13 protein-coding genes are annotated in these 19,179 nt (G+C 61.1%); all 13 read left to right on the top strand.

Features of this window, described 5'->3' with window-relative positions; genetic code table 11:
* Nucleotides 1-12: 12 nt before the first annotated feature.
* The 13 genes from CLV84_RS05105 to CLV84_RS05045 are packed head-to-tail and all read left to right on the top strand — an operon-like array spanning nt 13 to nt 19,173.
* Nucleotides 13-1,656: a phage tail sheath family protein gene (locus CLV84_RS05105; RefSeq protein ID WP_104418649.1), complete on the top strand. Its 1,644-nt coding sequence runs from the start codon at nt 13-15 to the stop codon at nt 1,654-1,656.
* Between the two features lie 46 nt (nt 1,657-1,702).
* Entirely contained in the window at nt 1,703-2,158 is a 456-nt protein-coding gene (locus CLV84_RS05100) for a phage tail protein (protein WP_104418648.1), read from the top strand.
* Nucleotides 2,159-2,167: 9 nt separating this feature from the next.
* On the top strand, nt 2,168-2,704 hold the full coding sequence (locus CLV84_RS05095) for a phage tail protein (RefSeq protein ID WP_104418647.1): 537 nt from the start codon (nt 2,168-2,170) through the stop codon (nt 2,702-2,704).
* Nucleotides 2,705-2,713: 9 nt separating this feature from the next.
* The gene (locus CLV84_RS05090; RefSeq protein ID WP_104418646.1) at nt 2,714-2,950 is read left to right on the top strand and encodes a DUF5908 family protein; all 237 of its coding nucleotides are present in this window, start codon (nt 2,714-2,716) and stop codon (nt 2,948-2,950) included.
* 12 nt (nt 2,951-2,962) lie between these two features.
* A complete protein-coding gene (locus tag CLV84_RS05085) occupies nt 2,963-3,679 on the top strand; it encodes a CIS tube protein (protein WP_104418645.1) in 717 nt (238 codons plus the stop codon).
* Nucleotides 3,663-5,456, top strand: coding sequence for a type VI secretion system tip protein VgrG (gene vgrG, locus CLV84_RS05080; protein WP_170067579.1), 1,794 nt, complete (start codon nt 3,663-3,665; stop codon nt 5,454-5,456). Before CLV84_RS05085 ends, vgrG begins: the two co-directional genes overlap by 17 nt.
* A 17-nt stretch (nt 5,457-5,473) precedes the next feature.
* Nucleotides 5,474-5,773: a PAAR domain-containing protein gene (locus CLV84_RS05075; protein ID WP_104418643.1), complete on the top strand. Its 300-nt coding sequence runs from the start codon at nt 5,474-5,476 to the stop codon at nt 5,771-5,773.
* Nucleotides 5,774-5,785: 12 nt separating this feature from the next.
* The gene (locus tag CLV84_RS05070; protein WP_104418642.1) at nt 5,786-6,211 is read left to right on the top strand and encodes a GPW/gp25 family protein; all 426 of its coding nucleotides are present in this window, start codon (nt 5,786-5,788) and stop codon (nt 6,209-6,211) included.
* Between the two features lie 3 nt (nt 6,212-6,214).
* Nucleotides 6,215-10,099: a baseplate J/gp47 family protein gene (locus CLV84_RS05065; RefSeq protein ID WP_104418641.1), complete on the top strand. Its 3,885-nt coding sequence runs from the start codon at nt 6,215-6,217 to the stop codon at nt 10,097-10,099.
* Between the two features lie 12 nt (nt 10,100-10,111).
* Nucleotides 10,112-10,891, top strand: coding sequence for a hypothetical protein (locus tag CLV84_RS05060; protein WP_104418640.1), 780 nt, complete (start codon nt 10,112-10,114; stop codon nt 10,889-10,891).
* Between the two features lie 3 nt (nt 10,892-10,894).
* Entirely contained in the window at nt 10,895-14,071 is a 3,177-nt protein-coding gene (locus CLV84_RS05055; protein ID WP_104418639.1) for a hypothetical protein, read from the top strand.
* A complete protein-coding gene (locus tag CLV84_RS05050) occupies nt 14,068-17,796 on the top strand; it encodes a contractile injection system tape measure protein (protein WP_146088720.1) in 3,729 nt (1,242 codons plus the stop codon). Before CLV84_RS05055 ends, CLV84_RS05050 begins: the two co-directional genes overlap by 4 nt.
* On the top strand, nt 17,797-19,173 hold the full coding sequence (locus tag CLV84_RS05045; RefSeq protein WP_104418637.1) for an ATP-binding protein: 1,377 nt from the start codon (nt 17,797-17,799) through the stop codon (nt 19,171-19,173).
* The last annotated feature ends 6 nt before the right edge of the window (nt 19,174-19,179 follow it).

Here is a 19,179-nt window from a genome sequence, read left to right as displayed (position 1 = left end):
ATCCACCAACCTATGGCCAGAGTTTATCAGACCCCGGGGGTCTACATTGAAGAAAGAAGCGCCTTCCCCAGCTCCGCGGTGCCGGTCGCTACGGCGGTACCCGCCTTTATCGGGTATACGGAGCGGGCGGAGCGGAGCAAGCAATCCCTGCTGCTGAAGCCAACCAAAATCTCCTCCTTCGGGGAATATCTGCAGTTCTTCGGGGGCGCGCCGACTACGAAGGTGGAGCTGGGCGATTCCCCAAATCCGACGATCCCCTACACCGTGGAGATCAGGGAAAGCTACTTTACCCTGTACGCGCAGATGAAAATGTTCTTCTCCAACGGGGGTTCCGACTGCTACATCGTGTCCGTAGGAGGATACACCGATGATGGGGGGGCGGTCAAACTAGAAACACTACAAAAAGGGATAGATCCCCTGCTCAAGGAAATGGAACCCACCATGGTGGTCATTCCCGAAGCCACCACGGTCAAAGTCGATGCCGGACAGGAAACGGCTATGGTCACCGCCATGAACAGCCTGTACGCAGCGGTGCTGAAACACTGCGGCACGGATATGCGCAGCCGCTTCGCCATCACGGACGTATGGATGAACCGGGCCGCATACCAGGATCCGGATTACAACATGCAGGATGACATTGACCGGTACCGCGGCACCATCGGCTCGAATAATTTGCAGTGGGGCGCGGCCTACTTCCCCTACCTCAATACGCTGGCGGTTTCGGCCGATGCCGTTAGCCTCCGCAACATCACCAATATCGGCGCGGTGGGGGATGTCCGGGAATTTCCGGATGGCACCTTTACGGAAAAGGGCGAAATCGAAAAGCGCGATGACTTCAAAACGAATTTCATCGACGTACCGGTCACCAGCCTCCTCTCCCTGCTCGACCGGGCGCTTAACCAAGACGTCTACAACGGACTGGCCAAGCCCGATTTCGCCAAGAAGGTGAAGGAGGAACTGTTCAAAGAATTGCCTAGCATGGTGGCGGACGAGGAAAAACTAAAAACCGCCAACCAAGGGCTCGTGGCGGTAAGCCCCATGTTCAAATCCGTACTGCGGGACATCCGCCGGGAGCTGAACCTGCTGCCACCCAGCGCGGCGATGGCGGGAATCTACTCGATGGTGGATAACACCGTTGGCGTGCACCAGTCTCCCGCTAACGTAAGTGTGGGATCCGTCATTGATCCGGCCGTCACGATCAGCAGCGACCAGCAGGAGGACCTCAACATCCCCATCAACGGCAAGGCCGTCAACGCCATCCGCAGCTTTCCCGGAAAAGGAACGCTCGTGTGGGGTGCCCGCACCCTGGATGGCAACAGCATGGACTGGCGGTACATCAGCGTCCGGCGCACGGTGATCTTCGTGGAGCAGTCCATCAAATACGCCGCCGAACCCTACGTCTTCGAGCCCAATACCTCCTCCACCTGGGTAAACTTAAAGGCCGTGGTGGTGAACTTCCTCACGAACGTATGGCAATCCGGAGCGCTCGCCGGATCCACGGCCGCCGATGCTTTCCAGGTAAATATCGGCCTGGGCGTGACCATGACCCCGGTGGACATCCTGGACGGATACCTCCGGATGAGCGTCAAGCTCGCCGTTACCCGGCCCGCCGAATTCATCGTCATCACCTTCGAGCAAAAAATGCAGCAATCCTAAGCACCCGCTTACCTCTTTCCTCCATCACGCATAAATACCCTCTCCCATGGCAGGCGAAAAACAGGAAAACCCCTGGCCCGTACCCAAATTTCACTTTCAGGTCACCATCGACGGACTCGACGAGCAGGTGTCGTTTCAGGAAGTATCCGGCCTGGACACGGAATACGACATGATGGAATACCGCTCCGGCGACAGCATCGACTTCTCGACCATCAAGATGCCGGGGCTCCGCAAATCGTCGGACGTCACCCTCAAAAAGGGGATGTTCCTCAGCGATACGAGTCTCTTCGACTACTTCATGAAGGTGAAGATGAATACCATCATCCGGTCCACCGTCACCATCTCCCTGCTCAACGAGGAACACGACCCGCTTTTCACCTGGACGCTCAAAAACGCCTGGCCGATGAAGGTTTCCGGCACCGACCTGAACGCCCAGAACAGCGAGGTCGCCGTGGAGGAGATCGTACTGGCGCACGAGGGGCTCACCTTCGCCAAAGTTTAAACCGATCGCATGAAACCGGGCACCGCCAATTACCAGCCACCGGTAGGGTTTTTCTACTCCGTCGAGATCCTCGGCGAAGGAGAATCGCCCTTCCCCCCCATCGACGCCAGCTTCCAGGAAGTATCGGGCATCAACGTGACCATGGAGGTGACATCCATCTCCGAAGGGGGGCAAAACCGCTTCGCGCACAAAGTCCCGGCCGGCACGACCTACGACAACCTGGTCCTGAAACGGGGCCTCGTCCTCCGCTCCTCCTCCCTGGCCGATTGGTGCATCGCTACCCTGCAGGGCGGCATGGCCAAAGCGATCAAACCGAAGCTGCTCAAAGTTTCCCTTCTCGACGCGGGCGGCGGGCAACGGAATCAGGCCAGAGAATCGCTCGTCAGCTGGATTTTCACGAATGCCTATCCCGTAAAGTGGGAGTTGTCGGGGCTGACCGCCCAGCGCAGTGAACTGGTGATCGAGACCATCTCCTTTGCCTACGGCTACTTCGACGTCGACCACCAGCCCGCCGCTAAGTCTTACCCGCATTCCTCCCCCAGCTAACCCGATCCCATGCCCGTTGAAATCAAGGAACTGGTCATTCAGGCAAGCCTCCAGCCGACAACAACCGGTACCACGGAGGAGAATACGCTACTCACCCCGAGCGACGTCGACGAACTTCGCCGGGAGATCATCCAGCTGGTAAGCAATGACAACGGCGCCATGCTAAAGGGGTTTCGCCGGCAAGTGATTGATGAATGTATGCGGAACATACACCGCCTGCTCGAGGAGGAGCGCCGCTTAAGATAAGACACGAAAGCTATGCCCACCTCATCCAAAGCCGACCGTAAACTTCGCATCTGGGCCTACAAGGACGCGACCTTTACCTCCTTGGTCGACGGTCTCAAAGCCCCCCTCGAACTCACCGTCAACCCCAGTAGCTACAAACGGAAATACCGCCCGCTTTCCCTGGGCCCGGCCGAAACGAAACTGGCCAACGGTCAACTCGTCGAACAGCGGGTGGTGGACCCGCCCCCGGAAAGCTTTGCTCTCGATATCTGGTTCGACGGCACGGGGGTGATCCCCGGGCCCGATGTACCCACCCAGATCGAAAAGCTGCGGAAGTACGTCCTGCTGTACAACGGAGACATCCACTCCATCAACTTCGTCAAGCTGGAATGGGGCGGGGCGAGCGGCCTGCTGTTCAAGGGTCAACTCACCGATCTGTCCATCGACTACCAGCTATTCGACCGCAGCGGCAAGCCCCTTCGCGCCAGGGCGACGGCCACCTTTACCCAGTACATCGACGCGGCTACCCGCTCCAGCCTGCGGCGAAAAAACTCCCCCGATCTTTCCCACATCCGCATCGCAAAAGCCGGCGACACCCTGCCCCTGATGTGCAACCGCATCTACGGGAAGCCCGATTTCTACATCCAGGTGGCCCGCGTCAACGGCCTCCGCAACGTCATGGCCCTGCGGCCGGGCCAGGAAATCCTTTTCCCACCCCTTCAACTGGATGCCGGTGAAACTATCCAATGACGCCCGGTCCGGTCAAATTCTCACCATAACGGTGCTCCTCGACGGCAGGCCCCTCCGCGATACCTACGACCTGCTTTCCCTGGAGGTGGACCGGGAGATCAATCAAATCAGCAAGGCTACCTTGACCCTGTTACTACCCCGCGCGGATTCCGACAGCGCGGCTTTCGAGGAGCTCACGGACCCGGCTTTTCTCCCCGGCGCGGCGGTTGAGCTGCAAATGGGATACACGGAGACGGAGGCATCTATCTTTTCGGGCATCATCGTCGGTCAGTCGCTGCGGGCCAGCGGGGAGGGTCGACCTACCCTAATGCTGCGCTGCCAGGATAAGGCGATTGCCCTCACCGGCATCCCTAAGCGGAAAAGCTTCACCGACACTTCGGACAGTGCGGCCATGAAGGAAATTCTCTCCGCGGCGGGTCTGGACGCTACCGTGGAAACCACGCCGTACCAGCACCGACAACTGCTACAGTATGCGCTCTCCGACTGGGACTTTCTCGTCACCCGAGCCGAGGGAAACGGCATGGTCGTCAGTAATACCGACGGGAAGGTGGCCATCGCCAAGCCGGTTGACGGCGGCTCCGCGCGGCTCTCCCTGAACTTCTCGACCGACGTTCTCGACTTTCGGGGTGATTTCGATACGACAGGTCAGTATACCTCGGTCGTCGCCCGTGACTGGGATTTTACCACCCAGGACTACGTGGAAACCAGCAAATCGGGCGCCGGGGCGCAGGTGCTAGGCAATCTATCCCCGACCAAGATCGCCGGGATGCTCGGTGACCGCGAACGCCTGCTGGAGACCACCGGGTCGACCGATAAAACGGTACTGACGGGGGTCGCCGAGGCCCTCCTCACCAGATCCCGGCTTTCCAGCTTTCGCGGGTCGGTGACCTGCTTCGGCACGAGTGCGCCTGAACTGAATACCCTCCTGGAGCTCGAGGGCTTCGGAGACCGTTTCGACGGGCTTACGATCACGTCCCGGATTCGCCATTCCGTACGGGAAGGTGTCTGGCGTACGGAGATCGGTTTCGGGTTGTCGCCGGAGCTGTTCTGCGAACGGCACCCCGACCTCCCGGGCCGGGGGCAAACCACTGTGCTACCCACCGTTCGTGGCCTTTTCAACGGCCAGGTGGTGACCACCTACGAAGGCAACGATAACAAAGGGCACATCCAAGTGACCATTCCGGCGCTGCATACGGTGGTGTGGGCGCGGCAATCCGCATTTTATGCAACGACCGGCAAGGGGGCCTTCTTCTCTCCCGAAGTGGGCGATGAGGTGATCGTATCCTTCATCAACGATGACCCGTCCAAGGCTGTCGTACTCGGCAGCCTCTACAACCCGCAGCGCGAGGCGCCCTATTCCGTAGCCGACGACAAGAATAATCTGAAGGGACTGCAAACCCGGAGCGGCATCACCCTGGAGATGGACGACGAGAAGGAAATCTTCCGCTTAGAAACCCCGGCCGGAAACAAACTCCTGCTCTCCGACGAAGACAAGTCGATCAGCCTGATCGACCAGCACGGTAACGCATTCACCATGGATGCGAACGGGATCACCCTGAAGAGTTCCGGCGAGATCAGTGCCACCGCCGACAAGACCGTCAAACTGGCGGGAACCAGCGGTGTAAGCGCCGACAGTTCGGGAGGCGACGTAACCCTCACCGGACTCAACGTCGCGGCGGAGGGGGAAATCGGCGCCACCCTCAAGGGCAAGGCCTCGGCCGAAATCAGTGCCTCCGGACAAACCACCGTGAAGGGAGCCATCGTCATGATCAATTAACTAAACCCATTACCACCATGCCACCCGCCGCCCGCCTTACCGATATGCACGCCTGCCCCATGGTCACACCGGGGGTGCCGCCAATCCCCCACGTAGGCGGACCGGTCACGGGCCCCGGGGCACCGACGGTGCTGATCGGCGGACTACCGGCGTCCGTCATGGGAGACATGTGCACCTGCGTTGGTCCGCCCGACAGCGTGATCAAAGGATCGGCCACCGTACTGATCACGGGCAAGCCGGCGGTACGCATGGGCGATTCCACCGCCCACGGGGGGACCGTCGTGCTCGGCTTGCCGACCGTAATGATCGGCGGATAACCCCCCTACCCCATGGAAGAACTAAACCTCAAATCGTTTCTGGGTACCGGCTGGAGTTTTCCGCCCAGCTTCGGAGACCGTGCCCAAAGCCTCGCCATGGTGGAGGGCAAGGAGGACATCAAGCAAAGCCTGTTCCTCCTGTTTGCCACCACGCCGGGGGAACGGCTCATGCGGCCGAACTACGGATGCGATCTCCACGACGTGGTATTCGAAAGTTTCGGCCCCTCCACCGAAAGCCGGATCGTAGACATGATCGCTACGGCCATTCTGCGCTTTGAACCCCGCATAACGGTGGACCGGATCGAAGTGCGCTTCCACGAAGAACTGGACGGGCGGATCGACATCGAAGTGGTTTACACCGAGAGAATCACCAACAGCCGCGACAATATCGTCTACCCATTCTATTTCCGGGAGGGAACGAATCTCACCGATATGTAATCCATGACCAGCGAACAGGGAGCACAGGCGGATATACACTACGGTACGACCCAACAACAGCGGAAACGGTCGGCTCTGGCCCCCGAATACGTTAGTGTCGACGAACGCAGTCTGTCCGATTTACTCGCCTACGCGGCCAGCTATGCCGCGGAAATTAAATACGTGGATGCCCGGGGAACCGTTACCGACCCGGCATCGTCCAGTCACTATACATGGAAAAATCTTTTCGAACAGGATATCAGCGTGGTACTGGCCATCGTCATTGCCTACGAGCCCGGCGAAATAGACGATAAGGTGCAGCAGGCCTTCCTGGATATGCATCGTATATCGGAGGAGGCCGAACTGGTTGACCTGTTTACCGGCCTGATCGGAAACCTGCTCGAATTAAGTGAAAAACTCGCCGGGTGGAAAGCCCTGAAGCACCGACTTAACCGTTGGGAGGCCGATTACCGTATCGTCGCGGAAATAGACGCGGCCATGCGGGCTGAACTCGGCCACGAGCTGAGTGCCTTCCTCACAACCGTCGAGGATTTACTCACGCGAGCGGACTTCGAAACGCATCCGGTATGGGAAAAGCGCGGTGAACGGCCCGCGGTTTATCAGCAGCGCGTCGAAAAGCTACGCCAAATGTTAAATCCGGCAGAACATCCGGACGGCCCACCCGATAGCGAAACGTCCGAGGATGATTCGCTATCCCCCTATCTATTACGCCTGGGCCCGGGCCTGCAGCAAGTATACCGCCGCCTGTACTTTACGGTCGCCTACCTGCAGGAAATCGCGGAAAACGAGTTCCGGGAATCGATCGAAGACCGGAACGACCACGAACCACATATCGCGCTTTTCATTGCCTTCCTGCGGTTGTTCGTCTACGCCCAGGACGAACTCAACCAGTACTCCCGGCGGCATTTGGATTACTACTACGAGCGAATTCTCCGCCGCCGGGTGAAGGGTACCGAGCCCGACCGGACCACCGTCGCCTTTCAATTAACCCCTGGGGCCGGAACTACCCGGATACCGGCCGGAACCCGCCTGCTGGCCGGGCACACCGCGACCGGCGACCCCGTCTACTACCGCACCGCGACCGCGTTGGCCGTTTCGGAAGCCCGCGTTGCCCGGCTCAAGACGCTCTACGTGGCTCACAATCCTACCGTCACCACCGGCGGCACCTACCAACTGGTTACCGCCGTCTACAGTGCGGCCGTCGCCGATTCCGGGGATGGCCGCGGGGGGCCGTTCGCGCGTGCCGACAAAAGTTGGCCGCTGGTCGGGGAAGACCAGTTCGACCTCGGACCGGCCGATCGAAGAATGCAGGAGGCCGAAATGGGCTTTGCCATTGCCGCGAGCCTCCTGCAACTGGCGGAAGGGGAGCGCAAACTACGCGTGGAGCTGCATTGTCGCCCCGACTCCTTTCGCTTTCTACGAACGCTGGTGGAGGATATCGCCGACCGCTCCGAAACAGGCCGGACCCAGGAGGACGTATTCCACGAGGTGCTCGGTCGCGCCTTTCGGCTACGGTTGCCCACGCCCGGAGCATGGCTGGTGATCGAACGGTACCGAATCAGCCCCCTCGGGGCGGGCGCGGCGGGTATCTGCATCGAGTTTGTCCTCCCCCACCACCTACCGCCGGTAGTCGGGATCGATCCTAAGGTCCACGGGGCGGTCTACCGTACCGACTTTCCGGTATTGGAGTGCACCCTGCGATCGGCAAACGGAGTGTACCCCTTTTCGTTTCTCCGGGAACTCTTGCTGGAAAAAATAACGTTGTCGGTGACCGTGGCGGGCCTACGTACCGTTGCCGCGCGCAACGATCTCGGACTGGTGGATGCCTCCGCCCCCTTCCCGCCCTTCGGCCCCCAGCCGAGAAGCGGGAGCTATCTGTTAGTCGGGCATCCGGAATTGACCAATCGCCAGCTCCTGTCCGTTGATTTCCATCTGGACTGGGCCAGCCTGCCACAACGGCCGCGGGGGTTCGCGGATCACTACGCGGAATACCCCGGCGATACCGACAACAACAGTTTCACCGTAGCCATCAGCGCGCTTTCCGACTACGAATTTCGCCCCCCCGCTGACGCCGACGAAGCGCGACTCTTTACGGACGACTCCACCTCCGCTAATGGGATCGCGCCCCGAACGACCCTGTCCCTGACCGGTGAAAACCTGGAAAAATTAGCCCTGCGGCCCAACTACGCACTCCGGGAATTGGTGCCGTATTCCAACGTGGTCCGGGCCGGGTACTTCCGGTTCGTATTGCGCAAGCCGGCCATGGCCTTCGGCCATGAAATCTATCCCCGCCTATTCGCGGAACGCCTTTCCCTGCAGGCCCGCCCCCGCCCTTTTTCCCTGCTCCCCCCATCCAATTATGCTTCGGCCGCCATGCCGGAGGTGCCTCACACGCCCCTACTGAACCGGGTTCGGATCGACTATTCCGCCATCGAAACAATGGACCTTGGTGAAGACACGGCTACTAGTGGAGCAACGCCCACCGGCAGCCGCTTCTTTACCATACATCCCTTTGGTACGGAAGTCGTATACGCCGGGAAATCCCGGGAATCGACCTCCCTCCTCCCCCGTTTTCACGCGGATGGCTACCTCCTGATCGGGATCGAAAATTTAGTCCCGCCGGAATCGCTAAGCCTCTTCTTCGACCTGTCGGTCGGCCAACTATCCTCGACCGAAGGACGGGTAGAAATCAACTGGCAGTTCTGGAGCGGTGACGGGTGGACGGACTTTGGCCAGGAGCAGGTGATCAGCGACAGTACGGTTGATTTGTCGACCTCCGGAATCGTGGTGCTATACTGCAAGGAAAACGTCCGGAAGGGGCATCCCCTACACGGTACCGACTGCTACTGGCTCCGGATCGCCGTTCGGGGGGATGTACGGATTCTCGGTCGGTGCCGGGGCATCACCCCCCACGCCGTGCCCGCACTATGGGAGGTGAGCGACGACCCCCTGCATCTGGCCACCCCCCCGCTGGCCAGACCCCGGATTACCGACCTGGCGTACCGGATCGCGGGCATCGACTCCGTTCGCCAACTTACCGCCTTCACGGGAGGCAAGGAACCGGAAGGGCGGGAAGCCTTTTACATCCGCGGTAGTGAGCGCCTCCGACACAAGAACCGGGCGGTAACCGGTTGGGACGTCGAGCACCTTGTCTTGGGAAAATTCCCCTACCTCCACCAAGTTAAGTGCGTCGGGCCGGCGGACGTTGACGGGCAAGTGAAAGCGGGTGAATTGGTAGTAGTGTGCGTACCCGAGCTTACGGGGGAAACCCTCACGCCCCGCCTCGGGCACCCTCAGCTTACCGACATTACCAATTACCTCCGCAACCGGCTAAGCCCCTTCGTTTCCCTGCGGGTGATCAATCCCACCTACGAACGGGTCAAAATCAACTGCCGCGTACGCCTGAAAGAAGGAGCCGAGCGCGAACGGGGGCGCATATGGAAGGAACTACACCTGGGGCTGCGGGATTTGATTTGCCCCTGGTTTACCGGCGGTGTGTTGCCGATCGGCGGCACGGTGAATAAAAACGACGTGATGGCCCTGATCGGCCGTCATCCGGAGGTGACCTACGTCACCGGCTTCTCCATTGTCCACATCTACCAGGAGGCGGGCGCTTACGGAATGACGGATACCGCCCACGATGGGTATACGCTGGATGCCGTGCACGCCTATCGCCCGTGGAGTCTGCTGGTACCGACTGAGGAACACGCCATTGATTTCCTGGACGTGGACGAATACGAACATCCCCAACCCACCGCCATCGAGCGGATGCGACTGGAGACCGACTTTATCATCTCGGAAGACCCGATGGAAGACGAGCCGGAGCCACCTACACCAGCCGTTCCGCGCGGGAACGCGGCTATCCTGGCCCATTGGCTCTCCTCCTGACAACAGATCCCTATGCAACGCAAAAGAGACTCCCTCAAAACCCTGTTCAGCAAGGGTAAATTCCCCTCGGAGAAGCACTTCGCGGACCTGATCGACTCCTCCGTCAACCGGCTGGAAGACGGCATCGCCAAGGAACCGAGGGACGGGCTGCAACTGGCCCCCCACGGCGATCACGACCAGTTGCTGAGCTTTTACGAACGCATGGATCACCCGCTTCCCGCCTGGCAGGTCAAACTGCTGCGCAATAACGGGGCCCGGGGCCTGGGCTTCAGCCGGGTAACCCGGGGCCGAAACGGAGATACCGAATCCAGCACGGCGCTCTTCCTCGCCAACGACCACCACGTGGGCTTGCATACCGACCGGCCCCGCTTACCCGTGGAGGTCGCCGGCACCCTGGGCGCCACGGCAAGGGTCGGGACGCTCCACACGGGCCGGGTGCCGGCCGACGGCCAATGGCACGACATTACCGACCCTTACGATGACGTCCAGGCCCTGGAAGTAGTGGCCCGGGCGGACGGTCCGAAGGGACGAGGAAAGTACGCCGTCACCCACGGGATCGCCCTGAATGCCTTCGGTGGAAAAGGCAGTCGACCCGCCATCCGGCAAACGCGCACTTACTTCGGCTGGTTTTTCAACCGGATCGACCTGCGCTGGTCGGGGGGCTATAAGCAGTACCGCCTACAGGTGCGCACCTTCACGCACTACGGCCTGGACGAAGGGAACCGGACCAGCGACATTCGCTTTCACATTACGGGACTGTGGGATGATGGCCTGTTCGCCGACCACGACTAGCCGGTGGAAAAACACATCAGCATACCCAAGACGGAGCACCTACGCACCGGCCTCGACTACCATGCCTTGCGGCTGAAGGGCCTGGCGTATGTACAACAACTCGCCGGTGCCATCTGGACGGATTATAACGTCCACGATCCGGGGGTGACCATACTCGAGTACCTGTGCTTCGCCCTTACCGATCTATCGTACCGGGCCAATTTTGACGTCGAGGATATCCTCTACGCGACCGGCCAAACCGCTAAAGTTCAGAAAGAAAACGCCTTCTTCCCCGCCCGGGTGATCTTCCCCACGACCCCCGTTTGCGAAAGTGACTATCGACGCCTCCTCATCGATCGGGTGCCGGAAATTCGCAATGCGTGGGTAGAGCCTATCCTGGATAACCCCTTTGGGTACCGGGGGCTTTACCGGATCAGGATTCAGTTGGGCGAGGAACTCAACCGGGCCCCAAACCCCCACGCTGCCATCAGGAAGACCCGGGAGCTGATGATGTCCCACCGGAATCTATGCGAAGACCTGTACGACATCGTGGTACTGCGTACGGAGTACGTTTCCTTCACCGCGCGGATCACCATTGCCCCCGATGCCTTCGGGGAGATGGTGCTCGCCCGGGTCATGCACGCCGTGGAGCACCTGCTGAATCCGAGGGTCAGGCAGTACAGCCGCGAAGAACTGGAGCGGGAAGGCTACGCGGTCTCGGATATCTTCGACGGACCGGAACCGATACACGGCTTCATCAAACCGCAAGAACTGCTCCCCCTCCCGGGGAATGCCCGGGTGTCCGCGATCCGGGAAACGATCCAGGGCGTAGAGGGAGTGAGCGGAGTGGACGGCATACGGGTCTGGAAAGACGGCAGGCCCGTCACCGGTGACGAGATCATTCCTTCGGAAAACGCCGCCCTGAGCCTGGACTCGAAAATGCTGCAGGAAGCCGACCCCTTCACGAAAATCGAAGTGATCCGCAACGGAACCGAAGTACGCATCGACTTTCGGCAGGCACAGCAATTCAGCGACACCCTGACCGCGCGGGAGATGAAAACCCGTCCCTTTCAGCCTCCCGGCCAGGAAGACGCCATCCGCGCCAATAAGCGGATCGACGACCTGAAAGATTACCATTCCTTTCAGGAGTTGCTACCGGCCATCTACGGGGTAGGCGCCTACGGTCTGCCCCCCACCGCCACGCGGGAACAGCGGGTGAAGGCGTCCCAGCTAAAGGCCTACCTGCTATTCTTCGAGCAGATCATGGCCAACTACCTGGCCCAGTTGTCCTCGCTGCGGCAGCTGTTCTCGATCACGGCTTCGGCACCCACCGATGCCGAAGGAACCTACGATCACGTGAGCACCTACGCCGTGCAGTTTCCATTCAGTATTCCGGACGTTATCGACCTGGTTCACTTCCCCGCGGGCGCCGGTGCGCGGGAGGAGGCGATCCTGGCCAGCCTGACCAAGCTTAACCAAGCGTTCGACCCGGCCGACGACCGACGGAACCGCTTCCTGGATCACCTGCTGGCCAGATTCGGGGAAACTTTTCCGGACCAGCTACGGCAGCACTACACCACGCACCAACGGGGCGAGCGGAAGCAATCGATCATCGAGGGTAAAGCCGCCATGCTCAGGCAATACCCCGACCTGAGCCGCAACCGGGGGAGTGCCTTCAACTACACCCGCCCGGCTTGGGAGACCGACAACGTGTCCGGGCTCAAAAAGCGGCTATTCGTGCTGCTCGGCCTCGGACGGGGAGACCAGCTTAGCGGCGGCTCTCCCACCCCGCCCCAGAATCGATCGATCGCTCGTCTGCCGGGTATGGACGAGGAGTTGCCACCGGGGGATCCCGTAGAAACACCGGCCATACTGCTGAAGACCGCACTGCGTATGGCGGTCGACCGGAAGAATTTCCGGATAAAGCAGAGCGATACTGGGGCCGAGTTGCGCATGCTGGAGCACCGCGGCGACAACGAAGGCATCCTGCTGAGGAAGGGAAGCCAAAAAACGGTCACGGATAGCCTAAACCGCTTCCTGGATTACAGCCGCCGCGCCAACCGGGAAGGCGAGAATTTCTTCGTGGTGGAGCACCTGCTGCTTCGTCCGTGCCGGGATTCCGGTTGCCTGCTTTCGCTCACCGTGGAAACGGATGAGGCACACCCCACGGAAGCTACGAAGCTTACCTTCCGTAGCCCCTTTTATACGGAAACACGACGCCTGCAGGAGATGCACGATGAATTGTTGCTGCTCGCCTCCCAAAAAACGAGCTGGCAGGTAAAGGAGATCGTTGCAGACCAATGGTTGCTAATCCTCACCAAGGGCACCGAACCGATCCTGCTTTCTTCGCCCTTTCCCAACCGGCGCGCGGCGGGTAGGGCTAAGGGACGCATCCTGGCGATCATGCGGCGGTTTCACGAGGAAAGTCCGGAACGGTTTTACGATCTACTCGAATTTACGGAAGAGCGATTCCCCGACCACGAGGTCAGTAAGGATTTTTACAATTTCCGGCTTAGTATCGTCCTCCCCGATTGGCCGGCAACCTTCCAGGAGCCGACTTTCCGCCGGGTGTTCCGTACCCTGGTAGCCCAGCATCTCCCGGCCCATCTCCGCGTCACGTACTACTGGCTGGATACCGGGGAGATGGCTCGGTTCGAAAATCATTTTAAAGCGTGGTTGACCGCCTCGGAAAGGGGAGACGACACGAACCGGCTGACCCACTCCGCAGCCCTCATCACTTTCCTGCGGCGGGCGAACGAAACAACGGAGGAGTCAAACCCAGCCCCTCGCGACCAAAACCGACTACCGGCGGAGTGGCTGGACCGACTCGGTGGGTTGTACGGCTACGACTTCATGTTTCAACGGTCCGATTTCTCCTTTTTCGACCGCATGCCCGTCCAAGCTACCCAAGCTTTAAGAGGTGGAGGCATCCGGACGTGGGGAGACCTCCGCCACGCTACCCTCCCCCAAATCACCAGGCTGTTGCGCACCCTGGATCCACCGCCTACGGAGGCACTGCTCACCTACTGGCAAAACCAGGCGGCCCTAGCGGCCAGCGGAGCCTGGCAGGATCTCCTCGACTTGCAGCGAACCAACGCCGATCGGCAAGCCCCCCCTCCCACAGCGGAGGTGCCCCTTCGCCAGGCCGTGCTGCGGTGGATTAGCGCCAGGGCGGCAGGAGAATACCCCCCCAAGGAATGAGCACCCACGTCATCGGCCGGCAACGGATAAGGATCGCCGTCTCCTCCCGACGGGATGCGGACTACATCCTGGCGCATACCGGTGAAATATGTCGCAACCGACTGATACCGTTGGTCGCCGAAGCGCTGGATCGGCTTTTTCCCGGCGCGGATTACTACCGCATCGAATCCCTTTCTCTCGACATCGGTCAACTACCTCGCGACGATTTCGAGCGGGTGCTGGTCAGGCGGATCGCCAGTGCATTAATTAAAAAATTGACGGACTTGCTCCCTGAATTAACGCCGATCGCTCCCAAAGCGCGGCATATCTCCGCCCACCGGCAGTATTTGTTGACGGGGAGTTACCCCTGGTTTTACCCGTTGGCATCGGACCCGCGCCCCGGCGCAAAAATAAAAGGCACGGAAAGCGGGGCAATCGAACGGCCGCAAACCAGTTGGCACCCTGGCTCCGGCGAGGCGGCATCCCCGCGGGGGCAAACCGGAGTAACGCCTACCTCCTGGCCCGTCGGTACCGCGGATGAGGGGAAACAAACGGATTCGCTAAGGTTAGCGCCACCCCGCCAGGAGCCGGAAGCGGGAAAAACGGAGTCCACCCCGCCGGAGCCCGATTCTAGTCGATCGGTACAGGAGGGAGCCGCTGGGAACCGGTCACCGGATGAAGCCGGGGTCACCCACCTGGCGGACTGGAAAAGTCGGCTCGAAGCCCTGATAGGGGAAACGGACGGTGCCGCACCGCCGCGGTCCGGTCCGCGCGCCCTGCTAGCCTGGATGGTGGGGTTCCTCGGCCGGCCGGGTGGACGGGCGAAGTTGCTCGCCGCCCTTTCGGATTTGGAAATAGGCGCCTTGGTGGAGTACGTACTGCCTTCCGTTCACCGGGGTAGTCCCGGTACGCCCGGGCGGCACGTTGTTGACCGCATCCGAAAGGTCGGGGAGCATTGGCTGAGTGCGGAGCGCCTGAACCGATTCCTGGCCTCCGGCTTGCGGGGGGAGGCACCGACGGTTCGGCAGCGGGAGTGGTTGGACCTCATGCTTACCTACCGCGGGCGGGAAGCATTGGAGGTGTTGACAACCCTGCAGCTATCGGCGGAGCTATTTACCCGAATACGGCCGGTATTTACCGAGCAACACATTCGGTGGCTACGGCGCGCGGTCCAGCAGGCCGAGGGAGACAAGCCCCTTACGGCCATCCCCGTGGGCAGCCTGGCGTGGCGGTTGCTCCGGTCGGAGGAAGGCGCCGGCACGCCAGTGGCAACTACTTTATCGGGGAACGTCGCTTCCCCGGTACCGGAGCGTTTCCCGCCCCCGCCCGTCGAAGGGCGCTCCGATCTGCTGACGGCGCTGCTGGGTGAATCCGGTACCGGGGCGGCGGAGTTTTTCCGCGACTTACTAGCTCGGCCGGGGGGCCGCCAGCGGTTGCGGGCATACTGGACCGACGATGCCTTGCGACATATGGCCACGCTCGACTCCGCGGGGCTGACGGCCTACCTGCGAAAGTGGGAAAGCCAGCGGCAACATCCGATCCGGGGGGACGGGGGTGTGCCAGCGCGCGTTGCGAAAACGCTTAAAAAGTACGATGCCCCCGAGCTCCTGCAGCGGATCACGCAAGCCCTGGACTCCGAAGCAGGGGTGCCGGTTTCCGTTGTAACCGACTTCCTGCACTTTCTGCAACGGGCCAGCTCCGTCGGTCACCGGGACGGAATACGGCAGCGGTTTTTCTGGTATACCCTCACGGTAATTTATGATGCGGAGCCAGGCCGGTTGGGGGTCGTTCGAGCGCTGGCGCACGTACTGGAGTGCCTGGCGGCCGAATACGGGCTGGCTTCCCACGCCCTGCTCCGGAATTTGGCTGCGTCGGTTTCGTCGGACGAAGCTACCGCCCTTCGCCTTTTACTGACCTGCCTGGAATCCCGGTTGCCAACCTCGGGCGTCCGGTTACTGAGGCAGCCCGTGCTACGGCAGGTGGCGCGTATCCGGGAGCACCCCGAAAGGGCAGCGGCTATTGCCCTGATGGCCGTATTCCGCCACCGATTAGCCCGTCGGGAACGGGGCTGGTGGGAGGGGGAAGCGTTATCCGAGGAGCAACTCTTCCGGCGGGCCACGGCGGCGGACAGCGATACGGTACACCGGCTGCTCCGCGACCAGCCACAACTGGCGGATGCCGCTTTTTCCCTCCTTACTCCGGAGGTCGTCACGGAGTTCATCCGGCGTCGGACGGCTGATCTGGCGGCATTCATTATTCAATTTGCCCGCGTGGCGGATATCCTTCGAGCCGAGGGAGGCCTACCGAAGCCGGAAAAGGACAAGGAAGCCGGGAGCGCCGGACTGGCCATCGGCTGGAACTACGTGCTGCGGCAAGGGACGTATAGCAGCAGCGGGTTTGTCGGCTTCGGCATCCAAAATTGGGCGCCGAGCGCAGGAGCCGCTGCCGGTCAACTTCGATTGCGTCTATCGGCAATAGCCCGGGCCCTTGTCAGCGAAGGGGATGTCACCTTCATGCGACTGGTGACCGTACTGGAGGATATGCCATCGGAAAAACCACCGGTAGCGGAGGCGGTAGCCCCCACCCTGCCGCGCTTGCTCGGAAGCAACGGCCCCACGGACACGGAGGATTCTTTCGCCGCCCGCTTCCGCGCGCTGCGGTATTTTTTGTTGCTCGGTGCCCCTCCGCCCGGGGAATACATGCGCCCGAAAGCGCGACTGATTGCCATCCAGGAGGAAGTCTTGCGGGAGCACGCCAGCCAGGCAATCGGTATCTACCGGGAAGTGCTGGGGCTGCGCGGCGGTCGGCGGTACTTGTTCCTTCTTTCACCGACCAAGCAACTCCGCACCCTGCTTTACCTGCTTTTTCCCGTGGCCTACCGCCGGGTGGTAAATCTATGGGTGGAGGTACAAAAAGCGCTGACCGAATCCCTAAAAAGCGTGACCCCGGCAGCCTACGGACGCACTGCTGTGCTTGCCGCCCTGACGCATTTGAACGACCGCCAAGGAAGCTTCGAGGAGGGGGCGTACGTGGCGGGTTTGTTCCGCTGCTTGGTGAGGCACCACGATCTATCGGCGGGCGACCTGTACCGGGAATGGCGGCGCGGGCGGAGTAATCAGGGAGACGACCGCTTGCCGGTACTAGCTAACCCACTACGGGTCACCGGCGGCTCTACCGGCAACGCCACGCCCGGCCCGACTACCGATCGCGGAAAGGCCGGGCACCCGCTCGATGGCGCGCACTACCTGGGTAACGCGGGCATGATCCTGCTGGCACCCTTTCTCGGGCGGTACTTTAACCGGTTGGGCATGACCGGGCGGTCGGCCTTCCTGAAACCCGGTTATGCTTCCCGCGCCTGCCTGCTGCTCCACTACCTGGTGACGGGACAGACGGAGTGCCCCGAGCCGTATACGGTACTCAACAAGGTGATTTGCGGCCTTCCAACGGAAATGCCCCTACCCGAGTCATTCGAACCGACCCGGGAGGAGATCGAAATCTCCGGTCAGCTGCTCGACGGCGTGCGCTACAACTGGGAACCGCTGCGGGCTTCGTCCGTGGAGAACCTGCGGGCCTCTTTTTTCCTACGGGAGGGCGTACTCGTCGAGCGGGAATCCGACTGGTCGCTGACGGTGGCCCCGGCGGGCTACGATATTCTGCTACGCTTCCTCCCCTGGACGATCTCTACCGTCCAGCTCCCCTGGATGCCGATGCGGATCACCACGGAATGGGGCACCAAAAACGGATAAATGGGAAAAAGCACTGACCACGCGCAGGCGATCGACCGGGAACTGGACTGGCTAAGCCAGCGAATTGAATGGCGCTTTGCCGTACACTTCCGGGGGGAGCCGACGGCAGCGCCCGCCCCTCCGAAACTGATCCATCCCGATGCGGCCTATACGGGCGCCGTACGCCGGCTGGAGGCATCCCTACGGGAAACGGCCAGGCGGTCGGACCTAGGGGAGAAGCTGACGGACCACCGTTTACTCATCGCCCTGGCCCTCTGCCCGCACCTGCGCCCCGCCGCCCTCGATATTTTTTTCACCAAGAACGAGCTCTTCGACCGGGGCTTTACGGAGTTCGGCGGACTAACCAGCGGACAGCACGGGGGCTTTCTTCCCTCCGGAGAGACGGCTGCCTTCCTCCTGGCCGGAACCGATACGGCAAAGCGGCTGGCGGTGACCGAATACTTGCGGGAAGACGGCGTGCTGTCGCAACGGAATTTACTGCGACTACAGGCCGTGCAGCGCCCGGAGCCCGCCCTCAGTGGCGCGCTGCTGCTTAGTGACGAGGCCCTCACCCGGCTCACCACCGACCGGCCCTTCGCGCCCACTTACTCTACGCAATTTCCGGCCGAACCCCTGCACACGAGTCTGACATGGGACGACATGGTCCTCTCCGCTCAGCTGCAGGAAGAGATCGGAGACCTCTGCCTGTGGATAAACCACGAAGGCACGATCCTGGGGGAATGGGACCTGAAATGGCTGCTGAAACCGGGCTACCGGGCGTTGTTCTACGGTCCGCCCGGAACGGGAAAGACCCTATGCGCCAGCCTGCTCGGCAAGGAAGTGGACCGGCCGGTGTACCGGATCGACCTCAGCCAGGTGGTGTCTAAATACATCGGCGAAACGGAAAAAAACTTATCCGCCCTGTTCGCGATGGCCGAGCACCGCGACTGGATCCTGTTCTTCGACGAGGCCGATGCGCTGTTCGGAAAACGGAGCCCAGCGCGGCACGCGCAGGACCGTTACGCCAACCAGGAAACCTCGTACCTGCTGCAACGCATCGAGGGATACGCGGGCATGGTGATCCTGGCTACGAACCAGATCCGGAACCTGGACGAAGCCTTTACCCGCCGCTTCCAGAGTATCATCCACTTTCCCGTTCCGGATGTCGAGCAGCGGATCAGCCTCTGGGAGAAAGCCTTCGGCGACAAGCTCCCCCTCGGTGAAGATGTAGATTTCGCCGCACTGGGTAAAACCTACGAGCTTACGGGTGGAAGCATCGTCAACATTCTCCGCTACTGCAGCATGCTGGCCTTCCGACGGAGCGAGCCCTGCATCCACCAGCGGGATATCGTGTATGCCATCCGCCGGGAATACCGGAAGGAAGGCAAAACGATTTAAATCAAA

This window comes from Neolewinella xylanilytica (genome assembly GCF_002934605.1).
GTDB classification, from domain to species: Bacteria; Bacteroidota; Bacteroidia; order Chitinophagales; family Saprospiraceae; genus Neolewinella; species Neolewinella xylanilytica.
This window is presented reverse-complemented; position numbering and strand designations above follow the sequence as displayed.

What these genes read in the sequence shown, in the direction of transcription:
- CLV84_RS05085 (WP_104418645.1), top strand. Translation starts at nt 2,963, where the DNA reads ATGCCCACCTCATCCAAAGCCGACCGTAAACTTCGCATCTGGGCCTAC.
- CLV84_RS05060 (WP_104418640.1), top strand. Translation starts at nt 10,112, where the DNA reads ATGCAACGCAAAAGAGACTCCCTCAAAACCCTGTTCAGCAAGGGTAAA.
- CLV84_RS05045 (WP_104418637.1), top strand. Translation starts at nt 17,797, where the DNA reads ATGGGAAAAAGCACTGACCACGCGCAGGCGATCGACCGGGAACTGGAC.
- CLV84_RS05070 (WP_104418642.1), top strand. Translation starts at nt 5,786, where the DNA reads ATGGAAGAACTAAACCTCAAATCGTTTCTGGGTACCGGCTGGAGTTTT.
- CLV84_RS05105 (WP_104418649.1), top strand. Translation starts at nt 13, where the DNA reads ATGGCCAGAGTTTATCAGACCCCGGGGGTCTACATTGAAGAAAGAAGC.
- CLV84_RS05100 (WP_104418648.1), top strand. Translation starts at nt 1,703, where the DNA reads ATGGCAGGCGAAAAACAGGAAAACCCCTGGCCCGTACCCAAATTTCAC.
- CLV84_RS05075 (WP_104418643.1), top strand. Translation starts at nt 5,474, where the DNA reads ATGCCACCCGCCGCCCGCCTTACCGATATGCACGCCTGCCCCATGGTC.
- CLV84_RS05065 (WP_104418641.1), top strand. Translation starts at nt 6,215, where the DNA reads ATGACCAGCGAACAGGGAGCACAGGCGGATATACACTACGGTACGACC.
- CLV84_RS05090 (WP_104418646.1), top strand. Translation starts at nt 2,714, where the DNA reads ATGCCCGTTGAAATCAAGGAACTGGTCATTCAGGCAAGCCTCCAGCCG.
- CLV84_RS05050 (WP_146088720.1), top strand. Translation starts at nt 14,068, where the DNA reads ATGAGCACCCACGTCATCGGCCGGCAACGGATAAGGATCGCCGTCTCC.
- CLV84_RS05095 (WP_104418647.1), top strand. Translation starts at nt 2,168, where the DNA reads ATGAAACCGGGCACCGCCAATTACCAGCCACCGGTAGGGTTTTTCTAC.